The sequence below is a fragment of the Parabacteroides gordonii MS-1 = DSM 23371 genome, assembly GCF_000969825.1.
Classification (GTDB): Bacteria; Bacteroidota; Bacteroidia; order Bacteroidales; family Tannerellaceae; genus Parabacteroides; species Parabacteroides gordonii.
This window is the reverse complement of sequence record NZ_KQ033920.1, coordinates 777,136-795,799: the sequence shown is the minus strand read 5'-3', so window position 1 is coordinate 795,799 and position 18,664 is coordinate 777,136. Positions and strand designations below refer to the sequence as shown.

Here is an 18,664-nt window from a genome sequence, read left to right as displayed (position 1 = left end):
CCATGAGAAGCCGGGAAATATTGTTCGGACTATTATTTTCGTTATCCACGACGGTTTCTGCTCAAACGGATACGTTGTATATACCTTCGATAAAAGAAGTGTATAGACACAATAGCTGGTTGGGCGGCGCTAACCCTGTGGGATTGTCGTTTAATCGTTTCCGTTCTTTCTCTGTGGCGGAAGCAAGTTATGGCCATCACAAAGGAAATTTTGGGAACGTCAGTCTTCCGGCTTCTGCGGATGTGTACTCTGTATATAGCGAATCATTTCAGACTGTAAATAAAGTGTCGCTTTATGGTAAGATCGGTTACACCCAGTTTCAGAATCGACAACAGAACTGGAATGGAATGACAGGTGACTATTGGCAGGCTATAAACTTGTGTGACTCCATAAGTGGAAAGCAACGTTCGGAGCAATATCAATTGTCGGGAGGTTTTTCTCTGCCGATCCATCGGCAATGGTTACTGGGTGTAAAAGCGGATTATAAAGTACAACTGACTGCCAAAGATATTGATCCACGAAATAAAAATCAGTGGATGGAGTGGCGCCTTACACCGGGTGTGGGATATCTGTGCGGGAATTTATATTGGGGCGCGTCACTGCTTTATGTCCGTCGAAAAGAGACCGTAGATTATCAAAATATGGGTAGTCATACAACTTATCCCGTCCTGGTAGCTTATCCGTTGGGATTCTTTAAAACCTTATCATGGGGCGAAAATGTGAATTGGTATTATACCGGACAAGAGGTTGGTGGTGCTTTACAGTTTGACTTGAATCGTGGTTCTTTCCAATTATACCAGGAGATCTGTGGGAGTTTCGCCGGACAGACAGTAGAGAGTGACCGTATAAAAAATAAGAAAGAAGGCGAAACGGATAGCTGGCAGGTGGAGTATAAAGGTAAGTTACAGCAGGTGTTCCCCGGTTGCAGGCATGAATGGGAATGGCTGGCTACATTTAGTCATGCTGATAACTTTGATCCATTGCAGCATCAAGTGGAATCGGATACCTGGCAATCGGATGGAAGATTACTTCGCTCTACTCGGCGTACAAGCCGATATGCTTTGAATTATGGATATTATCGGTTACGTGATGCCTGGCATTCCTATTTTTATATCCTTTCAGGTATTAGTTATCGTCAGGCGAAAACAGCTTTATTATTCTATCCGGCGGAGTATACACAGCCGATTCACCGGTTTACAATCCATACTACATTTGTTCAAAATTTTTTATTACCAAATGCCTCACTCGACTTATCTTTGGGAACTCAATATGGGAAAGGTGGTGGATCGATTATGGAAGAAAAGCAGCTGTCACCTGAAGAAAATGCTCCGGAAATCACCTTATGGCAGAATCACAGCAGATTACAACAAGTGTTCGATTATGAAACGATGTCGCGTTGGGGGTTACATTCTTCTGTAACTTATACCAGATCAACTCTTTTTCGCTGGTTTATTCAGCTGACGTTTGATTTTGAAAAGACACCTCGAGATGTAATTTATACTGATTCACGAAAAATAACGGCACAAATCGGATTGCTATTTTAAATAGAATATGTAGTTTTGATAAATAATTAAAAAAACAACAGTATTATGGAAAACAATGAAGGGAAAATTTTAGAACAAACAGAACAGGATATACCTAAAACATTATGGACTATTGACTATTCAAAATGTACGGTTTGTGGAGAATGTGTGGTTGCTTGTAAACGTGGACTACTTAAAGTTAAAGATAAAAGAATAATAATAACTAGCCAGATTGATTGTAACTGGTGTGGTGATTGCGCTGGAGCTTGTGCATCAGATGCTATAGTATTGACTTAATTGAAAAAATGAAAGCATTCCATCTATTTCTTCTTATATTTTTCATATGCATTGGTTGTATAAATCAGGGGCAAGAGAATATTAATTTGTTAAATAAAGAATTAGCAACAACACCTATTCTATCTTTATCTTTCGATTCTTTATGGCAAAATGTACAAAAATTACCATCTCAACAGCAGGCCAAAATATTATTTCAAATCTCCTGTCGGAATGAAAAAGATATAGATGGAATGCAAAAACAAGAAAATATTTTACTAGAAAGTCTTTCCATTACATCAAAGAAGGAGAGAAAGAAAATATTGTTACAATTACTTAGCCTTTACGCGAAATTGAATGAACAGAGAATTCCTAATATAGACATAAAAGGTATTCAACTAATTGATAAACTCGAGGTGAATTACTCACTTTCACAAGAAGAAAAATGGGGCATTAGAAAAATAAAAGCAATATTATTGAGTAGAAGAGGATTGCATGAGCAGTATTTACCAATTTGGTTTGAACTTTTGAAAGAACATCGTGCAGCAGAAAGAACAGAACTTGTAATAGAGGATCTTTCCGCAATAGCAAATCAATTTGCAATATTGGGTGATCAAGAAAAAAGTATATCCTTGTATAAAGAAGCTTATCAACTGACAATAGAGAATCATTTCCCAAATTTGAGTAAAGAATGCCTAATTCGATTAGTTTATCTTTTATATGACTCAAAACAATATGAGGAAGTAGTGAAGTATACTAATAAAATGATGGTAACAGATACTATAACATCATTTATACCTTCAGTTTATTCCATATTATCTACATGTTATTTAGAACTACAAAAGCCAGATAGTGCCCGTTTCTGTTTAACTAAAATGAATGACAAGTTGAAAATGGGAAATGGGATGAGTTTTTATTGTTCTATTGCAGAGACCTATATTGCAGAAAATAAAATAGATTCAGCTTGTGTTTATTTGGAAAAAGCCAATATGCAATTTCAAAACCAGGTAGAACTTTTTCGAAAAAAAAGGATAGAAACATCACTTCCCTTTAATTTTTTAACGACCTACTGTTCTTTAGCAACTTTATATCAACAAAGTAGTAACTACCGACAAGCAGGTCAGTTTTTTACAGCTGTAGAACCTTTAATGAAGAAAGATATTAAAAATCCAATTCACTTGGAGATCCAAGTCGATGCCCTTACCCGCTATAGCTCTTTTTGTCGGGCTACCAAGCAATATGAAAAAGCCGTAGATTTATTAGTACGTCGAGACTCCATCCAGCAAATCATTAACAAGGTCAATAAAGAACGTGAAAGTAAAAATCTTATGGATCGTTTGCAGATTAAAGATTTAATGCACAAACTCGAAATGCAGGAAGCTTTATTGATTAATTCACACCGCATAATTGCTGTCTCATCCGCTTGTGCAGTCTTATTCCTCTTTTTTATATGCGCTATAGGCTACATTTATCAGCAACGGAAGAAGCGGTTATCGGTTATACTAAATCAGGATAAAGAAGCGGAACAACCCGAACCATTGGCTACACCAGAGAATAAGATGCCACTTAGCTCTGAAGAAAAACTTTTCCGTGCAGCCCAAAAGAAAGTAAGTTCTGAAAAGTTATATCTTAATAAAAATCTGAAGCTTAAATCATTGGCAAAAATATTGGGCACTAACCACTCCTATCTGTCATCATGCATTAATACCTGTTCTAACAAAAACTACAATCAATGGATCAACGATTTTCGTGTTGATTATTTATTGGAACAAATTCATTCAGGAAAGAAATTATCCGACTTGGCTAATGAAGCAGGTTTTTCTTCCACCGATGCCTTTTATCGTAACTTTAAACGAAAGACAAATCTTACCCCTAGCGAATATCTAAAGCAGTATCCTCTTACTAAAGAATCATGACATTCTGTCTCCTCTCGGCTTTCTCCATATCCAATTCTCTTAAGTAGTTCAATTTACGCTCACAGCCCTAAATCAGCATTTCAAATCCTATTTCAGGTCGTCTGCAAATTTAATTTCATTGTTTTCAATTTCTTTGATATCTTTCCGCTAATAAACTCAATGAGACAATATGATAAGAATGGCTTTAACACATTTCTCAGCCCGTTTGGATGAATATCTGCGGAGAAAGTTCCCCCAGCCTGAAGGAGTAGCAGAGGTAGGATTTATAGGTAACGGCTCGGAAGAGCGGCCTTGTAAATTGATTATCTCGTTAGTTAATATTGAACGGGAAACAGCTGGAGGTATCTCGGGAAGTATCCGTCGGAACGGTTCGGAGTATGAAAGAAGTTATCCGCCACTACTGTTGAATCTGGATCTGATGCTAGCCGCAGTATACGGTGAAAAACGTTATGCAGAGTCATTGTCTGTCTTGTCTGAAGCACTAACATTCATGCAGTCCCATCCCTATTTTGATTTGAATGGACAGACGTATACAACAGAAATTGTAACGCTGTCTACACAAGATATCAACAATATCTGGACAACATTAGGTGGACAATATTATCCATCAGTAATGTGTAAGCTGCGCAAACTGACAATAGATGCCAAAGAAACCAGTGGAAGTACCGGTATTGCAGGTGAGCAGAATATACATTTAACAAAATAACAAAGAACTAATATGAGCCGATTCATAGCAATAGCTGGTATACGACTGGAACACGACTATTATACTCCACCCATAAACAGTCATCTAAGTCTGAAGCCTACATCCCAAACCGATGAGCTGATGAAGCGGCGTGGCGTGTCTTTCAGGCAAACTGCTCCCTATGAATGGCAATGGTTTGTAGAAGATAATAATGCTGGATTTATGGAAAACGATATACTGGAAGTTTCTATAACAGTGGATGATCCGGAATTTATAAGAAAGATTTCACTAAAAGAGGATTACAATCTGCTACAACTTTATCAAATCCGCCTTGGAAAAGAGAGTACTATAGAATTCAATCCGCTTCCGGTTCCAGATAAAACAAAACATCAGGGTGAGTTTTGTCGGGTTGTATTGAAGCCTATCCAAGCTACAATCACTAAATTATTCTCTTTGCAACAAACAATACAAACGTTGCAAACTATGTTAGATGAATCGGAAAATGATACCAGTCAGCTAGAAACGATAAAACTATTAGGGCAAATGTGGGAAGAAATAGAATGGTTACCAACAAAACCAGATCAAAGATACACCATTAAGTTTTGCTCTAGTTCTTATTATTGGGAGTTCCTATTTGTTTTTAAGGATAAAACCGAGAAGGACACCCCAATAAGGTCTTTGGTACTTGAATCTAATGCACATAAGAATAAAATTATTTTCGATACTTCTGAGAAATATGAAAATAGTATGCTTGGTAATAATGTATACCGAGTTATTTCTGAAGTGAAAATAGAGACAAAAAAATGTTATGATTTTACACTTACTCTTTATGAACGTTTATCCGATGACAAAAGAATAGTTATAAGTAAGTTTATTCCTGTTCCGCAACTAGGTAAGTATATTGCCAGCCGTCCGGATATCATTAGGGAAGTTTGTTATTTATAAAAACGATAATTACTAATCTTAAAATTCTAATTTATGGGCGAATACAAAACACCTGGCGTTTATATCAAAGAGAAAAACGCCTTTGGCAACTCGGTTGTGGAAGCCGAAACTGCTATTCCGGCTTTCATTGGTTATACCGAAAAGGCCCGAAACGGCAATGACGACCTGAAAAATGTTCCCTGGAAAATTTCGTCGATGACGGAATTTATACAATATTTTGGTGGGGCACCGGAGCTCAATTTCACGGTGGATATTGTAAAGTATCATCCGGAAGAAGTTGAAATGACGGAAGAGGATAAAAAAAGAATTGTACAACCAGACAAACCAATAGAAAAACCGAATACTTCAATATTTCAGATAGATGTAAATACAGATGAAAAGGAAGTGTTTGAAATTAAAGAAAAAAAAGCATATAAAGTCAGCTATGCCTTCTACGTTAACGGAAAAAACGATTATACATTATATTATAATATGCTACTGTTTTTCGCTAATGGCGGAGGGACCTGCTATATTGTTTCAGTGGGTGGCTACAAAGATGAACTGAGCAAAGATGTCATAACAAAAGCTTTAAGTACGCTAAATCTAGAACAGGAAATTACGATGGTAGTAATTCCAGAAGCTGTAAATCTGTCGGATAAAACTGAATTCAAAGACGTGCAGCAGAGAGTGCTTTCTCATTGCGGAAATGAAATGAAGAACCGTTTCGCTCTACTCGACATATATCCCAAAGATAAAGAGGATATGCGCATTGACGACCAGGTGAACGTTTTCCAGGAAAACGTCGGCTCAAGTTTCCTGTCTTATGGCGCGGCCTATTTTCCTTGGTTGAATACTTCCGTATTGGGCGATCGGGATTTGGATGGTAGTATGTTTACATGGACCAAGACTGCGTATGATAATCTGGGTAAATTCGCACAAGTAGATGATAAATTGCAGAGAATTGCAGAATCCTTTATGAACACAACTCTAGTAGTTGAAGAAGAAAAGACGATAACAATCGGAGGAATAGAATATAAATATGCAGATATAACAACAGATGTACTGCATGAAAAATTAGGTAATGATGTACCGGTAACAGTCGATAAAGATGAAAAATCAACCCCCAATAAGAAAACCATAACGTTCTCGCCTCCTTATGTCGTTGATAAAACAGGGTTTCATTTGGCATTAAACAATGCGTCATACCTCTACCAACAGGCTATGAAAGCAGTAAAGAAAAGTCTGAACCTCCTTCCCCCTTCCGCTGCGATGGCTGGTATCTACACGATGGTAGACAACAGTCGTGGCGTATGGAAAGCCCCGGCCAATGTAACGTTGAACTACGTGGATAGTCCGGCTGAAGACATCGACAACGAACAACAGGAGAAATTGAATGCACCGATGAATGGAAAAGCGATCAACGTAATCCGTACTTTCCGTGGCGAAGGAATAAAGGTTTGGGGAGCACGCACATTGGACGGCAATTCGCTGGACTGGCGATATATTAATGTTCGTCGCACGCTGCTTTTCCTTGAAGAATCGGTGAAAAATGCCGCCCGTGCCTATGTGTTTGAACCGAATGATGCAGGTACGTGGATCAACATGAAATGCATGATAGAAAACTTTCTGCGCAGTGTTTGGAAACGTGGCGGACTGGCCGGAGCTACACCGGAAGATGCTTTTGAAGTACATGTTGGTTTAGGCGATACAATGACAGGCGAAGATATTTTGGAAGGCATTATGCGCATTACGGTATTGGTAGCTGTCACGCATCCGGCCGAATTTATCGAGATTACCTTTCAGCAACAGATGCAAAAGAGTTAATAACCCATTGTTAAACTTAATACAATAATAATCATGGGAGAATACAAGACCCCCGGCGTTTACATCAAAGAAAAGAACGCCTTCGGCAATTCCATCGTGGAAGTCGAAACAGCTATTCCGGTCTTTATCGGCCTTACCGAGAAAGCACTGAACGGCACAACGTCTCTGCTAAACAAGCCGATGCGAATTTCATCGATGACGGAGTATAACAACTATTTCGGTGGTGCACCTACACCTAAGTTCAAGATTGAAACTGTCAATGCAAAAAGTGGCGACACAGACAAATGTCTTTGTGTGTATGATGAAAAAGCCGGAACAGGACTGAAAGCCAGTTTGGAAAACAATCTTTGTACGCTTTACTATCATATGATATTGTTCTTTGCCAACGGAGGAGGAACCTGTTATATCGTTTCAATAGGAAATTACAGCCAAAAGATATCCGACATTTATGAGGGAAACAAAGCGACTGTATTTTCCAATATCAAAAAAGAGCAGGATATAACGATGTTGGTCGTTCCGGAAGCTGTAAATGCAGATAATCAAATAAATATTTATACCAATCTGTTAGGATTATGCGATAGCAAGAAATACTTTGCTATTCTGGATATCCCTAAAAAAGGTAGTAATGAAACACCGGATCCGGTAGATTTTTTCCGTAACGCCATCGGTACGACCAATCTGCAATTTTCGGCAGCCTATTACCCGTGGCTGGAAACCTCTGTGTTATTAGACACTGATATCAATGGAGAAATATTGGTTTGGGATTATGATAAAAGCATATCTTCTGTAAATCCACAGTTGGATAAATACATTAAAGATTGTTTTTACAAAATACAAAACAAGAAAGAAAGTGAAAAAGCAGATGCTAAACTATTAACCGACAGCGATGTTAAACAAGTTAAGAACGACCTTCATAATACCCTATTTCAAAACTGGCCGCAATATAAGCTGATAGCAAAGAAAGTAAAAGACTTCCTAAACCTCCTTCCTCCTTCAGCAGCGATGGCCGGTATCTATACAATGGTAGACAATACGCGCGGTGTATGGAAAGCTCCGGCAAACGTATCCATCAATTACGTGAATAAACCTGCAATCCCTATCACGAATGCAGACCAGGAAGACCTGAACATGCCGATGAGTGGAAAAGCAATTAACGCCATCCGCACCTTCCCCGGCGAAGGTATCAAAGTATGGGGCGCACGCACGCTGGACGGCAATTCACAGGACTGGCGTTACATCAACGTACGCCGTACGATGATCTTCCTTGAGCAGTCGGTGAAAAATGCCGCCCGCGCCTATGTGTTTGAACCGAATGATGCCAACACATGGATTAACATGAAATGTATGATAGAGAACTTCTTACGTAGCGTCTGGAAACGCGGTGGGCTGGCAGGTACAACTCCCGAAGAAGCCTTCGAGGTGCATGTAGGGCTGGGCGATACCATGATAGCGGATGACATACTGGAAGGCATCATGCGTATCACCGTGCTGGTAGCTATTTCGCATCCGGCAGAGTTTATCGAAATTACTTTCCAACAGCAAATGCAGAAAAGTTAAGTAAGGTAATAATAAATAATTAACAATTTAAATTTAGAATATTATGGCAGAAGATGGATCAGCACAGAGCCAGGACCAGAAAGCATGGCCGTTGCCCAGTTTTTATTTTCAAGTGAACTTAGGTGATGAAAAAGTAGTCTCCTTTAGTGAGGTTTCCGGATTGGAAACAGAGTATGAAGAGATAACGTATCGTGCCGGTGATAGCCCTATCTTCACAAAACTGAAAATGCCGGGGTTGAGAAAATCGGGTGATATCACTTTGAAGAAGGGCATCTTTAGTGGCGATCAGGCTATGTGGAATTGGATAAATAGTGTGAAAATGAATACAGTTAAGCGACAGACTGTTACGATCAGCTTGTTGGATCAAGAAGGAAGTCCTGCCCAGACGTGGACATTGACAAACGCTTGGCCTAAGAAAATAACGGTAGAAGGATTCAAAGCTGATGGGAACACGGCATCTATGGAGACTCTGATATTAGCACATGAAGGAATAACTATTGCTGGTAGTTAATAAGCGGTAGAATATGAATGACGTTGCATCAGATTGGACACCACCTGTGGAGTTTTACTTCCGGGTGGATTTCCAAAATCAAAATGGCCAAAAGTTCCAGGCATCTTTCGGTGAGGTAAGTGGTATTGGCTGGAGTTTCTCCACCACTCCACAGAAAACTGCAGAAAACGAGAAGATACAGCTGCCTCAAGGTCTGAATTATAGCAATATAACCTTGAAGCGGCCAGTAGCTCCGTTGAGTGAGGATTTTGCCAAATGGGTGAACAGTTGTCTTTCGCTTATGATTTTATCAGGAAGCAACGACAATTGGATAAAGAAAAAATCCTGTGATGTCATTATCAAACTGCTGGACAATTCGGGTAAGCCATTGGCTGCGTGGGCATGCTATCACTCTTATCCGGTGAAATACAGCATAGGAGGATTGAACGCTGCTAACAGTGGGTTAGTTATGGAAACTTTGGAGATAACATACAATCGATTGGAACGTGTCGTATAACAAGTAAATAAAACTATGCCGGTCATCATCAAGGAAATCCATGTCCGCACCGTGGTAGAGAAACGAATCATTACGGAAACGGAAGTCTCGGATGAAATAGTCCGAAAGATAGAAAATCGTGTACTTGACAAGTTGTCTGTAGAAAGCATAAGAAGTGAATCTTACGAACTGCGGCATTGGCGGAAAAAGAGAGAACGCTAGGAAAAAAACGAAGATATGGAAAAAATGATTCTCACAGCCTATACGGATGACAACTTCAGCAGCGAATACAAGTCTGCATTGGAGTTGCCCATCAATCCTGAAAAGGTGAAACTGAATAAGGGAATATCTTATGCAGAAGACAAACAGTTGGGAAGCCTCAACGGCTCCAATGTCTTTGTGCGTTACCGTCCGGAATCTTTCAGTTTCGACTGCCTGCTGGACCAGACCAACGCCATGGAGGAGGACGACGAGAAGAAGCCTGTCCATGATGTAGTGAAAGACATTGAAGAACGGCTGTATTACTACAACCCCGAAGGGCACCGCCCCTCATTTGTCAAGGTGCAGTTTGGTGACATCCTTTTCTTTGGTCAACTCAAGACGCTTGACACAGAATATACCATGTTCAATCCGAATGGAATACCTGTCCGCGCCGAACTGAAAGTGACGCTGACGGGCTATTGCAGCCAGAAGGAAGAGAAGAAACGCTTCTCCAAACGCTCTCCCGATGTGTCGCGGCTAGTTACACTAAAAGAGGGGCAGACACTTGCCGCACTTTGTTATGAAATATATGGCGATCCGCTCTTTGTTGGGCAAGTCGCAAGGTTTAATAATTTGAACGGTTACAGGAATGTACCTGCAGGTACGCAACTCCTGATGCCGATGTTAAAGAAAGGATAGGAAATAATGGCAGAATCACCTTCTGTAAATAAAGACCGTGTGTTGTCCTGCTCCGTTTATTGCGGTGGCAGCAAACTGAATGACAGTTATACACTAGTGTCCGCTACCGTGCGGCTGAAGTTGAACCACATCGGCAAAGCTACGCTGAAGTTCAACGCAGGGAGCATGGACAAACAAACTTTCAACGAGAGTGATGCCGACCTTTTCAGACCGGGAAATACCATCCGGCTGGACGCAGGCAACGTAGATAAAGAAGAAATTTTGTTCGATGGAGTAATCATCGGGCTGCGTATTGTCACAGGCAAGGACTCACACTCCTACATGCTGGTGGAATGCCGCGACAATGCCTACTCCGCTACACAGGGACGCAAAAACCGCGTCTTCGAGAAAAAGAAAGACAGTGAAATAATCAAGGATGTACTGGCTAATTACGGCAGTGTCGAAATAGATGCCACACCTTACACGCATCCTACCCTTGTGCAGTATTATTGCTCGGACTGGGACTTCGCTCTCTCCCGTGCCGATGCCAACGGCCTGTTCGTCTACACCACTGGGAAAAAGATACAGGTGAAGAAGCCTAACGTCAGTGCATCGCCTGTACTGACCGTAACCTATGGCAACGACCTGACTGCATTCGACCTCGAACTGTCCGCCGCCGACCAGTTCACGCAATATGAAGCCGTATCATGGGATCCCAATACACAAAAGACGGTGAAAACAACCGCTTCCCTCCCTTTACTCAACCGGCAGGGCGATTTGCAACCGAAGAATATCGCTACGGGCGACAATCTACTGTTGCAAACCGATGCACCAACCAAAGAAAATGCTTTGAAGCAATGGGCGGACGGCATGGCGTTGAAAGCCGGACTGGCACGCTACCAGGGTTCATGCAGTTTCTACGGTTCCGCCAAAGTAGTGCCGGGTTGCCTGATCGAATTGAAAGGCCTGGGTAAACGCTTCAACGGCAATATGTTTGTCGGATCAGTAACGCATGCTATCGAGGACAATGAATGGATCACCAAAGCAGGTGCAGGTATTTCGCCCGTAAATATCACTGATGAAGCAGATGTGGTTTCTCCCTCCGCTTCCGGCTTCCTGCCCGGTCTGCAAGGTATTCATGCAGCGGTGGTAAAGAAGCTGGACGGCGATCCGTTGAAAGAATGCCGTATACAGGTAGAATTACCGTGGCTGGAAGGTAAGAACCGCTTGCTCTGGGCAAGGCTGTCGACCCTGTATGCCACCAATAATTCAGCCAGTTTCTTCCTGCCCGAACCGGAAGACGAGGTGGTGATAGGTTTCATGAACGAAGACCCCGGCCATCCCGTGATACTGGGAAGCCTGTATGGTGCCAAGCATAGACCTCCTTACGAATATGAGGCCAAAAACAATACGAAAGCCATCGTCACCCGTGAGAACATGCGGATAGAGTTTAACGAGGAGAAGAAAATCATAACTGTTTCCACCCCCGGTAAAAACAGTATAGAAATCAATGATGATAAGAAGTCCATCAAACTGACCGATCAACACAAGAACGAGATCGTGATGGACAGCGACGGTATCTCCCTCTCGTCATCCAAAGACATCAAGCTGAAAGCGAAAGGCAACATCACGCTGGATGCCACGATGAAACTCAGCGGCAATGCCAAGCAGGATGTCACGCTGGAAGGACTGAATGTGAAAGTACAGGCTAAGGTAGGTGCCTCGGTGAAAGGTAATGCCACGGCAGAGCTCTCCGCTAGTGGGCAGACCACCGTTAAGGGTGCTATGGTAATGATAAACTAATAAAGAAAGGAGAACAATATGCCACCGGCAGCAAGAATAACTGATATGCACACCTGCCCGATGCAAACCCCGGCGTTTCCCTCGCCGATACCACATGTGGGCGGCCCGATTACAGGTCCGTGTGTGCCGAATGTACTGATAGGGAAAATACCGGCAGCCGTCGTGGGCGACATGTGTGTCTGCGTAGGACCGCCGGACACGATCGTGAAAGGCTCGTCTACCGTCATGATAGGCGGAAGACCGGCAGCCCGGATGGGTGACAGCACCGCACATGGCGGAACGATTGTCGTCGGATGTCCCACGGTAATCATTGGAGGATAAGTCTCCGGAAACTGAAAAACTAAAAGAAGATGGATGAACTGAAGAACCTGTTGGATGCCGATGTCTTTCTGGGGCGAGGTTGGAATTTTCCTCCTCAGTTGACGGAAAACGGGGTAAAGATGGTAGCTTACGAAGAGGATATCGAACAGAGCCTGCGTGTATTGTTCAGCACCTCGCCCGGTGAGCGCGTAAACCGATACGATTATGGCTGCCCGCTGCGCCGCTACACCTTCGAGCCGATCTATACGCAAACCCTGGTGCGGATGCGGGCAGATATCGCCCGGGCTATCACCCTCTTCGAACCACGTATCACGTTGGAAGAGGTGTCGTTCGAAGAGCGTTCGGATAAAGGATTGTTGCTGATCCTGATCACTTACACCATCATCCGTACGAATAGCCGCAACAATATGGTGTATCCGTTTTATCTGAATGAAGGAACGAATTTGAATATGTAACATTATCTAACTAACAGCAGTATCATGAAAATACTATCTGAAAAAAGTAGAAATAGAAAACAGCATACTATTTGTAGTAATAATAAACTTCAAAGGAAATCAGCATCTGAAATTCTTTCAGTAATGGATAATCGAGCGTCACATATCACTCAGAAGAAAAATATCGAGAGAATGAAAAAAAAGTCAGAAATAAGTAATCATTCTATTTGTCAGTTCGTAAAAAACATTGATGGGAGGGAAATTCCGGCAAAACTTTATCATGTTACAACTCCGGAAAATTGGGCATTAATCCAACAAAGTGGCTTGGGCTTTGCCAACAGAAAACTTTGGCTCTCATCTACAAAAGGTTCTGCTGTTTCTGGAACTGCAAGTGTACTTTTAGAAATAGATACAACTGATATTCTTACTAATAAAATAAGACTTGCAAATGATTATATCGATGGTTATGGTGATGATAAAGTCTGGATTTATTTTGGGCAACTCAAGAAGAGTCGACTAACTGTCATTAGTTGAAAAATAATGCCAATGTGCGTTGGCAACACGTCCGAGGCCTTGGAAATGGCAAAAATGATCGTTGGCACAACTCCTAACCCATTGGAAGTACCCAAAACGATCGTTGGCAGCATTTTCTATCCCTTGGGAGTCGTGCCAACGATTATTTTCATACCTTCGTAGAGCTCGGGCGGTCTGAAAACGATCGTTGCGGGTAAAAACTACGTATTAACATTAAAAAAAGATTATTATGACTTCACAGATCAGATCTTTCGGCATGAGTCAGATGACTATCGGCTCATGCAGCGACTTCCACAGTAAAGTTCTCGGGTTTATCACTGCTGCTACTGATGCCGCCCTGCACATAGAAAACAAAGTGCCGGATTACACCACAGCAGTAGAAACACTTGCCTCCATCGTTAATCGTCAACGTGCCTTCGTTGCTACTATCGACCTGAAGGATACGGATAAAACACGCGATAATGCATCAGGAGTGATCAGCAATGTTACAAACGCTTATCTCACCTCTACTGTAGAAGCAACCAGCAAGGCGGCACGTCTGCTTTCTCCACAACTCTCACCCTATAAAGGGATTCGTAATCATGAGTATACCAAGCAGACTGCCGAAGTGAAGGGAATGCTTGCCCTGTTGGATCTGCCAGAGAACAAAGCAGCTATTGCAGCTTTGGGGTTGACTGCTGAAGTGGAAGCCCTTCGTACGGCAAATGTCGCTTTCGAAGAAGCATTCCTGAGTAAAACAACGGAAATGGGGGGGCGCATGATGCAAAGTGATGTCAAATCAGCCGATACTGTAGCGGCAGCCAATACTCTTTACAGTGAAATTATCCAGACGGTAAATGCCTATGCCATTGTGCAACCTTCGGATGCGATAACAACCTTCATCACCAACATTAATGGCCTTGTAGGCACTTATTCACGAATTGCAGGCAGCAGTAACAGTGGCGGCACAGCTTCGGGCGGTGACGACAAACCTGTCATTCCCGGTGGCGGTGGCGAAGATGATCGTCCCGTTATAGAATAAGAATTGAATAGAACCTGAAAACAGATCAGAACATGGCAACACCCTACAGGCTAAGCGGCCTCCTCCGTCCCACCTACGAAACCTCCTCTCCCCGCCTCGACAACTTCCCGGCATTGGAGAGCGACTGGCGCGAACTGCTTCCCCGATTGGCAGAAGCAAGCAACAGCATTCGTTATCGTAACGACGACGGCAAGGAGGGTACGCTCATTAGCCTGTGGGCCGACCATGTGTTGACCGTATTGGTGGACATTGCCCGACAACAACCATCGACCGATACCCAAAGCCTGCTAGACGAGGTTAAGAAATGGATAGCCCGACTTAACCGCTATATCGACAGAAATTGGAAAACCATTAACAATGCTTCTTCCTCTATCCAGGTCGCCCGGCAACTGAAAGACCTCTTGGAGAAGTCCCGGACGCTTCACACCATCCGCTCCATACAGGAACATTTTGATTACTACCTGGCACAGATCGAAAACGACGGCAATATGGACGGTGCACTGTCCCTCCTGCTCACTTACCTGCGCAACTATGGTGATATCACTCAGACATTCAACCGCCGCTTCGCCACATTGCCGGAACTCTACCTCCGCGACATCCTGCACGCTATCCCGCTAGGAACAGTGCAGGACAACGCCTATATCATCGTCAACCCGGCAGAAAACACAGCCGGCTTCACGCTACCCGCCCAACAGGCATTCCCGGCCGGACAGAATGCCGCCGGTGAGGACCTGCTTTATCAAACCGTGCGCAACGAATACATCACCCCTATGCAATGCGCCGAAGCGAACGCCATCTTTATCGAACGGGGAGACGGAAAAGACATCTCCATCCGCAAACAAACAATCTATAACCCGGACATATCGACAGCACAAGCACTCTTCTCCGATAAATGTAGTAAAATATTATCTCTGGGCTGGATAGTAGAATCTTCTATGCTCGTCCTAGGCGAAGGCGAAAGGAAAGTCAACGTCAACTTCCGGATTACTACCGATACAGTTTCCGATCTGCTCCCCAGTATACCGGATAAAAGTTTCACCCTGCAATTCAGCAATGCAGAAGGCTGGACGGAACAACCGTGCACCTGTAAGATCAAAATGGAAGACAACCATCACTGGTTATGTTTCGAAATCACAATTCCAGGTGATGGTATCCTCCCCGCTCCCTGCACTGAAGATACGCACGGCATGACAACCGAACATCCCTCCCTTCGGATACTGGCAAGCAAAACCCCGTGCCCTTACGATTGGGCAACCAAGCTAAAATTCGATGCCGTAAAGATAGAGACGAACGTATCTGCCATCCATAACTTCACCTTCTACAACGAGCTGGGGCAAGTTGACACCTCGCAACCCTTCCAGCCTTTCGGCCTGCAATCGGAAAAAGGAGCCTGGTTCCTTTTCGGCAACGAAGAAATGGGGCTCAAACCGTTGAAGGAAGTCCGCTTGAAAGGCAAGTGGAAGAAACTGCCCGAAACAGAAGCAGAGTTCAACAAACTATACAAAAGTTATACCGCTGCCGCCGGACAAGTAATCGACATAAACTCATTCACCATCTCCACCGAATGGCAACAAGGCGGAAAATGGAAATCCTGCCAGGGTATCAGGCAACATTTGTTCACCCCCGATTCCATCGATACATCCGGGGAAAAAGCAGACCGTTCGTTCAATGATGCCCTGGTAATCTTTGATTTAACAGAGAAGAAGCTACTGACACGTAGTGAATCTGTCCCTTACGAATACCGCCGCGACCGTGACGGCTTCTTCCGTGCCACCCTGCAGGCTCCCTCTATCGGCTTCGGTACAGATGCCTACCGCACCCTCTTTACCGAAACGATGATCCATAACAGCCGATGCAAAAAGAAGGATCTTAAGGAATTACCTCCCGAACCCGTTGTCCCCCAGTTGGCAGATGTGGAACTTTCGTACATCGCTTCGGAAGAAACGACACTGGCTGGTATGGCGAATTCATCCATCCGGTTGAGCCGCATCACGGCATTGTCTGAACAAGAGGTTTTCCCCGTAAACGACGTAAAAGAACAACCCTTCCTGCCGGCATTTGCAGCAGACAACCAACTGTACTTCGCCTTCCTCCGTGCAAAAGGAGAACAAACCGTGCGGATGTACCTCGACATGGTCTTGCCAAAAGAAAACAAATCGTTCAACAGTCCGCAGCCGGGCAAAGCCACCAAACTAACCTGGGAATTCTGGAACGGGAACGTATGGTCTCCCATCGCCACCGACGCTATCCGTGTCGAAGAAACCCTGGGGCTGACACAAAGCGGTTTCATAGAAATCAGGCTGCCGGAAAAGATAAAAGACAGTCATACAGATAAGCAAGGTCGTGCATGGCTTCGCGCCACCGTAACAGGTGACTTGTCGTCCAGCCTTGCCATACGCCATATCCGGACGAACTATATCCGGCTTACAGCGCAGAACGGAGACGGTTCTCCACTACCTGCAGAAACAATACAAGGCACAATCGCCCCTGACGAACGGATAGAAAGCATCGCACAACCCCTACCCGGCTTCGGCGGCAGGCCTGCCGAAACGAATAACGATGTAGCCATACACCAGAGTTCACGCATCAGTAACCGTCATCGGGCTATCACGATAAAAGATTACGAACGTCTTGTTCTGGAAAACTTCCCCGAAGTGGACAAGGTACAATGCCTTTCCATACCGAGGAAGAAAAAGATATCGGAAATCGACCTCGTCGTTTTCAGCCGTACGGAAGACAACCGTTATTTTCTTTCTCCGGCCTGGAAGTTGGCGGAGATACGGCGGGTGATCCGTCAATATACGCCTTCGTTTGTTTCCCTGCGCGTTATCAACCCTGTTTATGAACAGGTGAAGGTTCACTGCAAAGCTATTTTATGGGACAAAGTGCAGGATGAAGGCAAAACCATCCGCCAATTGGTGGTGCTGGCGCAGAATTACCTCGCACCGTGGTATCGGAAAGGAGAAATACCGGCTCTCCGGCAACATTTTTCCTACAATGAACTGCATGCCCGCATGGCAAACCACGAAGATTTGATGAGACTGATTGCACTTAACGTCAAATTGGAGCGCACGCCGTTTGTAATCATCGACGAAAAGCATCCGGCCTTCAAAGGCGAACACCCGTGGAGCGTGCTACATCCGAAAATAACAATAGAATTACTATCTCCCTACGGCGGCATCGAAAATGCCGAAATTGGGGGTAACTTCATAATAAGATAGCTTATGAACCCGAACAACCGTAAAAACAGGAACACCTTGAAGGGATACTTCAAAAAAGGCGATATCCCTACCGAGGAACAGTTCGCCGAACTGATCGACTCCACACTGAATCTGGTGGAAGACGAGCAAGTGATAAGAACCGATACAGGCTGGGCATTCTATCCGAAACAGGACGGTAACCTGGATATCGGCTTTTATACGGAAAAGTCCGCTACCGGAACGAAACTGCCTGTATGGTCACTCTCCGTCACACCCGAGAAGAAACTGGTCATAAAGAATGGACAAACCGAAGTGGTGATGGAAGCAGCACAGGATAAATCGTTTCTCCTGCATGGCAACTTGATGGTGGAAGAGACCGTCACCGCATCGGCTTACAAAACGAAAGGCGGAGGTGGAGTACCCCCCGGTGAGGATTACCTGACCGTCCCTGCCGACAAAAAGTGGCACGACCTGCCGCTCGACGTTTCCCGCGAAGGCTTCGGCTGCCGTGTCTACCGCATCTACGCTTCTTTCCGCGAACCGGGCACGGAGCTTTGCCGGTTGACACGTGTCACCGCCATTTGGCTGAACTTCATGGAGCAGCGGATAGAGTCACCGGAAAAGCACTGGTGGGGCTGGTCGGGCAGCATCCGTTTTCGTTGGCAGGAACGCAACGGCAAACCCTGCCTGCAAATGCGCAGCAAGAAACGGTTGCCCTCCGGAGAAGTTCATTGCCGGATTGTAGAAATGTACAAAGGATAATACGTTGTAACTAACGAGAAGA

At 43.9% G+C, this 18,664-nt stretch carries 18 protein-coding genes; all 18 read left to right on the top strand.

Annotation, left to right across the window (positions count from 1 at the left end; all coding sequences use genetic code 11):
* Positions 1-2: 2 nt before the first annotated feature.
* Positions 3-1,544 carry a DUF6850 family outer membrane beta-barrel protein gene (locus HMPREF1536_RS20320; protein ID WP_028729316.1) on the top strand — a complete coding sequence of 514 codons (1,542 nt, stop codon included), beginning with the start codon at positions 3-5 and terminating at the stop codon, positions 1,542-1,544.
* 45 nt (positions 1,545-1,589) lie between these two features.
* Entirely contained in the window at positions 1,590-1,820 is a 231-nt protein-coding gene (locus HMPREF1536_RS20315) for a 4Fe-4S dicluster domain-containing protein (protein WP_028729317.1), read from the top strand.
* 8 nt (positions 1,821-1,828) lie between these two features.
* Positions 1,829-3,712 carry a helix-turn-helix domain-containing protein gene (locus tag HMPREF1536_RS20310; RefSeq protein WP_225608026.1) on the top strand — a complete coding sequence of 628 codons (1,884 nt, stop codon included), beginning with the start codon at positions 1,829-1,831 and terminating at the stop codon, positions 3,710-3,712.
* Positions 3,713-3,881: 169 nt separating this feature from the next.
* A complete protein-coding gene (locus HMPREF1536_RS20305; protein ID WP_028729319.1) occupies positions 3,882-4,418 on the top strand; it encodes a Pvc16 family protein in 537 nt (178 codons plus the stop codon).
* A 120-nt stretch (positions 4,419-4,538) separates the two neighbouring features.
* A complete protein-coding gene (locus HMPREF1536_RS20300) occupies positions 4,539-5,342 on the top strand; it encodes a hypothetical protein (protein ID WP_150115637.1) in 804 nt (267 codons plus the stop codon).
* A 33-nt stretch (positions 5,343-5,375) separates the two neighbouring features.
* A complete protein-coding gene (locus HMPREF1536_RS20295) occupies positions 5,376-7,145 on the top strand; it encodes a phage tail sheath family protein (RefSeq protein ID WP_028729321.1) in 1,770 nt (589 codons plus the stop codon).
* Between the two features lie 33 nt (positions 7,146-7,178).
* Positions 7,179-8,702, top strand: a complete 1,524-nt coding sequence (locus tag HMPREF1536_RS20290) for a phage tail sheath family protein (protein WP_028729322.1) — start codon at positions 7,179-7,181, stop codon at positions 8,700-8,702.
* A 43-nt stretch (positions 8,703-8,745) separates the two neighbouring features.
* The gene (locus tag HMPREF1536_RS20285; protein WP_028729323.1) at positions 8,746-9,213 is read left to right on the top strand and encodes a phage tail protein; all 468 of its coding nucleotides are present in this window, start codon (positions 8,746-8,748) and stop codon (positions 9,211-9,213) included.
* A 13-nt stretch (positions 9,214-9,226) separates the two neighbouring features.
* Positions 9,227-9,709 carry a phage tail protein gene (locus tag HMPREF1536_RS20280; RefSeq protein ID WP_028729324.1) on the top strand — a complete coding sequence of 161 codons (483 nt, stop codon included), beginning with the start codon at positions 9,227-9,229 and terminating at the stop codon, positions 9,707-9,709.
* 15 nt (positions 9,710-9,724) lie between these two features.
* The gene (locus tag HMPREF1536_RS20275) at positions 9,725-9,910 is read left to right on the top strand and encodes a hypothetical protein (RefSeq protein WP_028729325.1); all 186 of its coding nucleotides are present in this window, start codon (positions 9,725-9,727) and stop codon (positions 9,908-9,910) included.
* 15 nt (positions 9,911-9,925) lie between these two features.
* Entirely contained in the window at positions 9,926-10,588 is a 663-nt protein-coding gene (locus HMPREF1536_RS20270) for a CIS tube protein (RefSeq protein ID WP_028729326.1), read from the top strand.
* 6 nt (positions 10,589-10,594) lie between these two features.
* On the top strand, positions 10,595-12,370 hold the full coding sequence (vgrG, locus tag HMPREF1536_RS20265; protein WP_028729327.1) for a type VI secretion system tip protein VgrG: 1,776 nt from the start codon (positions 10,595-10,597) through the stop codon (positions 12,368-12,370).
* Between the two features lie 18 nt (positions 12,371-12,388).
* Positions 12,389-12,691 carry a PAAR domain-containing protein gene (locus HMPREF1536_RS20260; protein ID WP_028729328.1) on the top strand — a complete coding sequence of 101 codons (303 nt, stop codon included), beginning with the start codon at positions 12,389-12,391 and terminating at the stop codon, positions 12,689-12,691.
* 29 nt (positions 12,692-12,720) lie between these two features.
* A complete protein-coding gene (locus HMPREF1536_RS20255) occupies positions 12,721-13,146 on the top strand; it encodes a GPW/gp25 family protein (RefSeq protein ID WP_028729329.1) in 426 nt (141 codons plus the stop codon).
* 24 nt (positions 13,147-13,170) lie between these two features.
* Positions 13,171-13,659, top strand: a complete 489-nt coding sequence (locus HMPREF1536_RS20250; RefSeq protein ID WP_028729330.1) for a hypothetical protein — start codon at positions 13,171-13,173, stop codon at positions 13,657-13,659.
* A 229-nt stretch (positions 13,660-13,888) separates the two neighbouring features.
* Positions 13,889-14,680, top strand: coding sequence for a DUF6261 family protein (locus HMPREF1536_RS20245; protein ID WP_028729331.1), 792 nt, complete (start codon positions 13,889-13,891; stop codon positions 14,678-14,680).
* A gap of 32 nt (positions 14,681-14,712) precedes the next feature.
* Positions 14,713-17,901, top strand: a complete 3,189-nt coding sequence (locus HMPREF1536_RS20240) for a hypothetical protein (protein ID WP_028729332.1) — start codon at positions 14,713-14,715, stop codon at positions 17,899-17,901.
* A gap of 3 nt (positions 17,902-17,904) precedes the next feature.
* Positions 17,905-18,642 (top strand): hypothetical protein, encoded by a 738-nt coding sequence (locus HMPREF1536_RS20235; RefSeq protein WP_028729333.1) that lies wholly within the window; start codon positions 17,905-17,907, stop codon positions 18,640-18,642.
* Positions 18,643-18,664 lie beyond the last annotated feature (22 nt).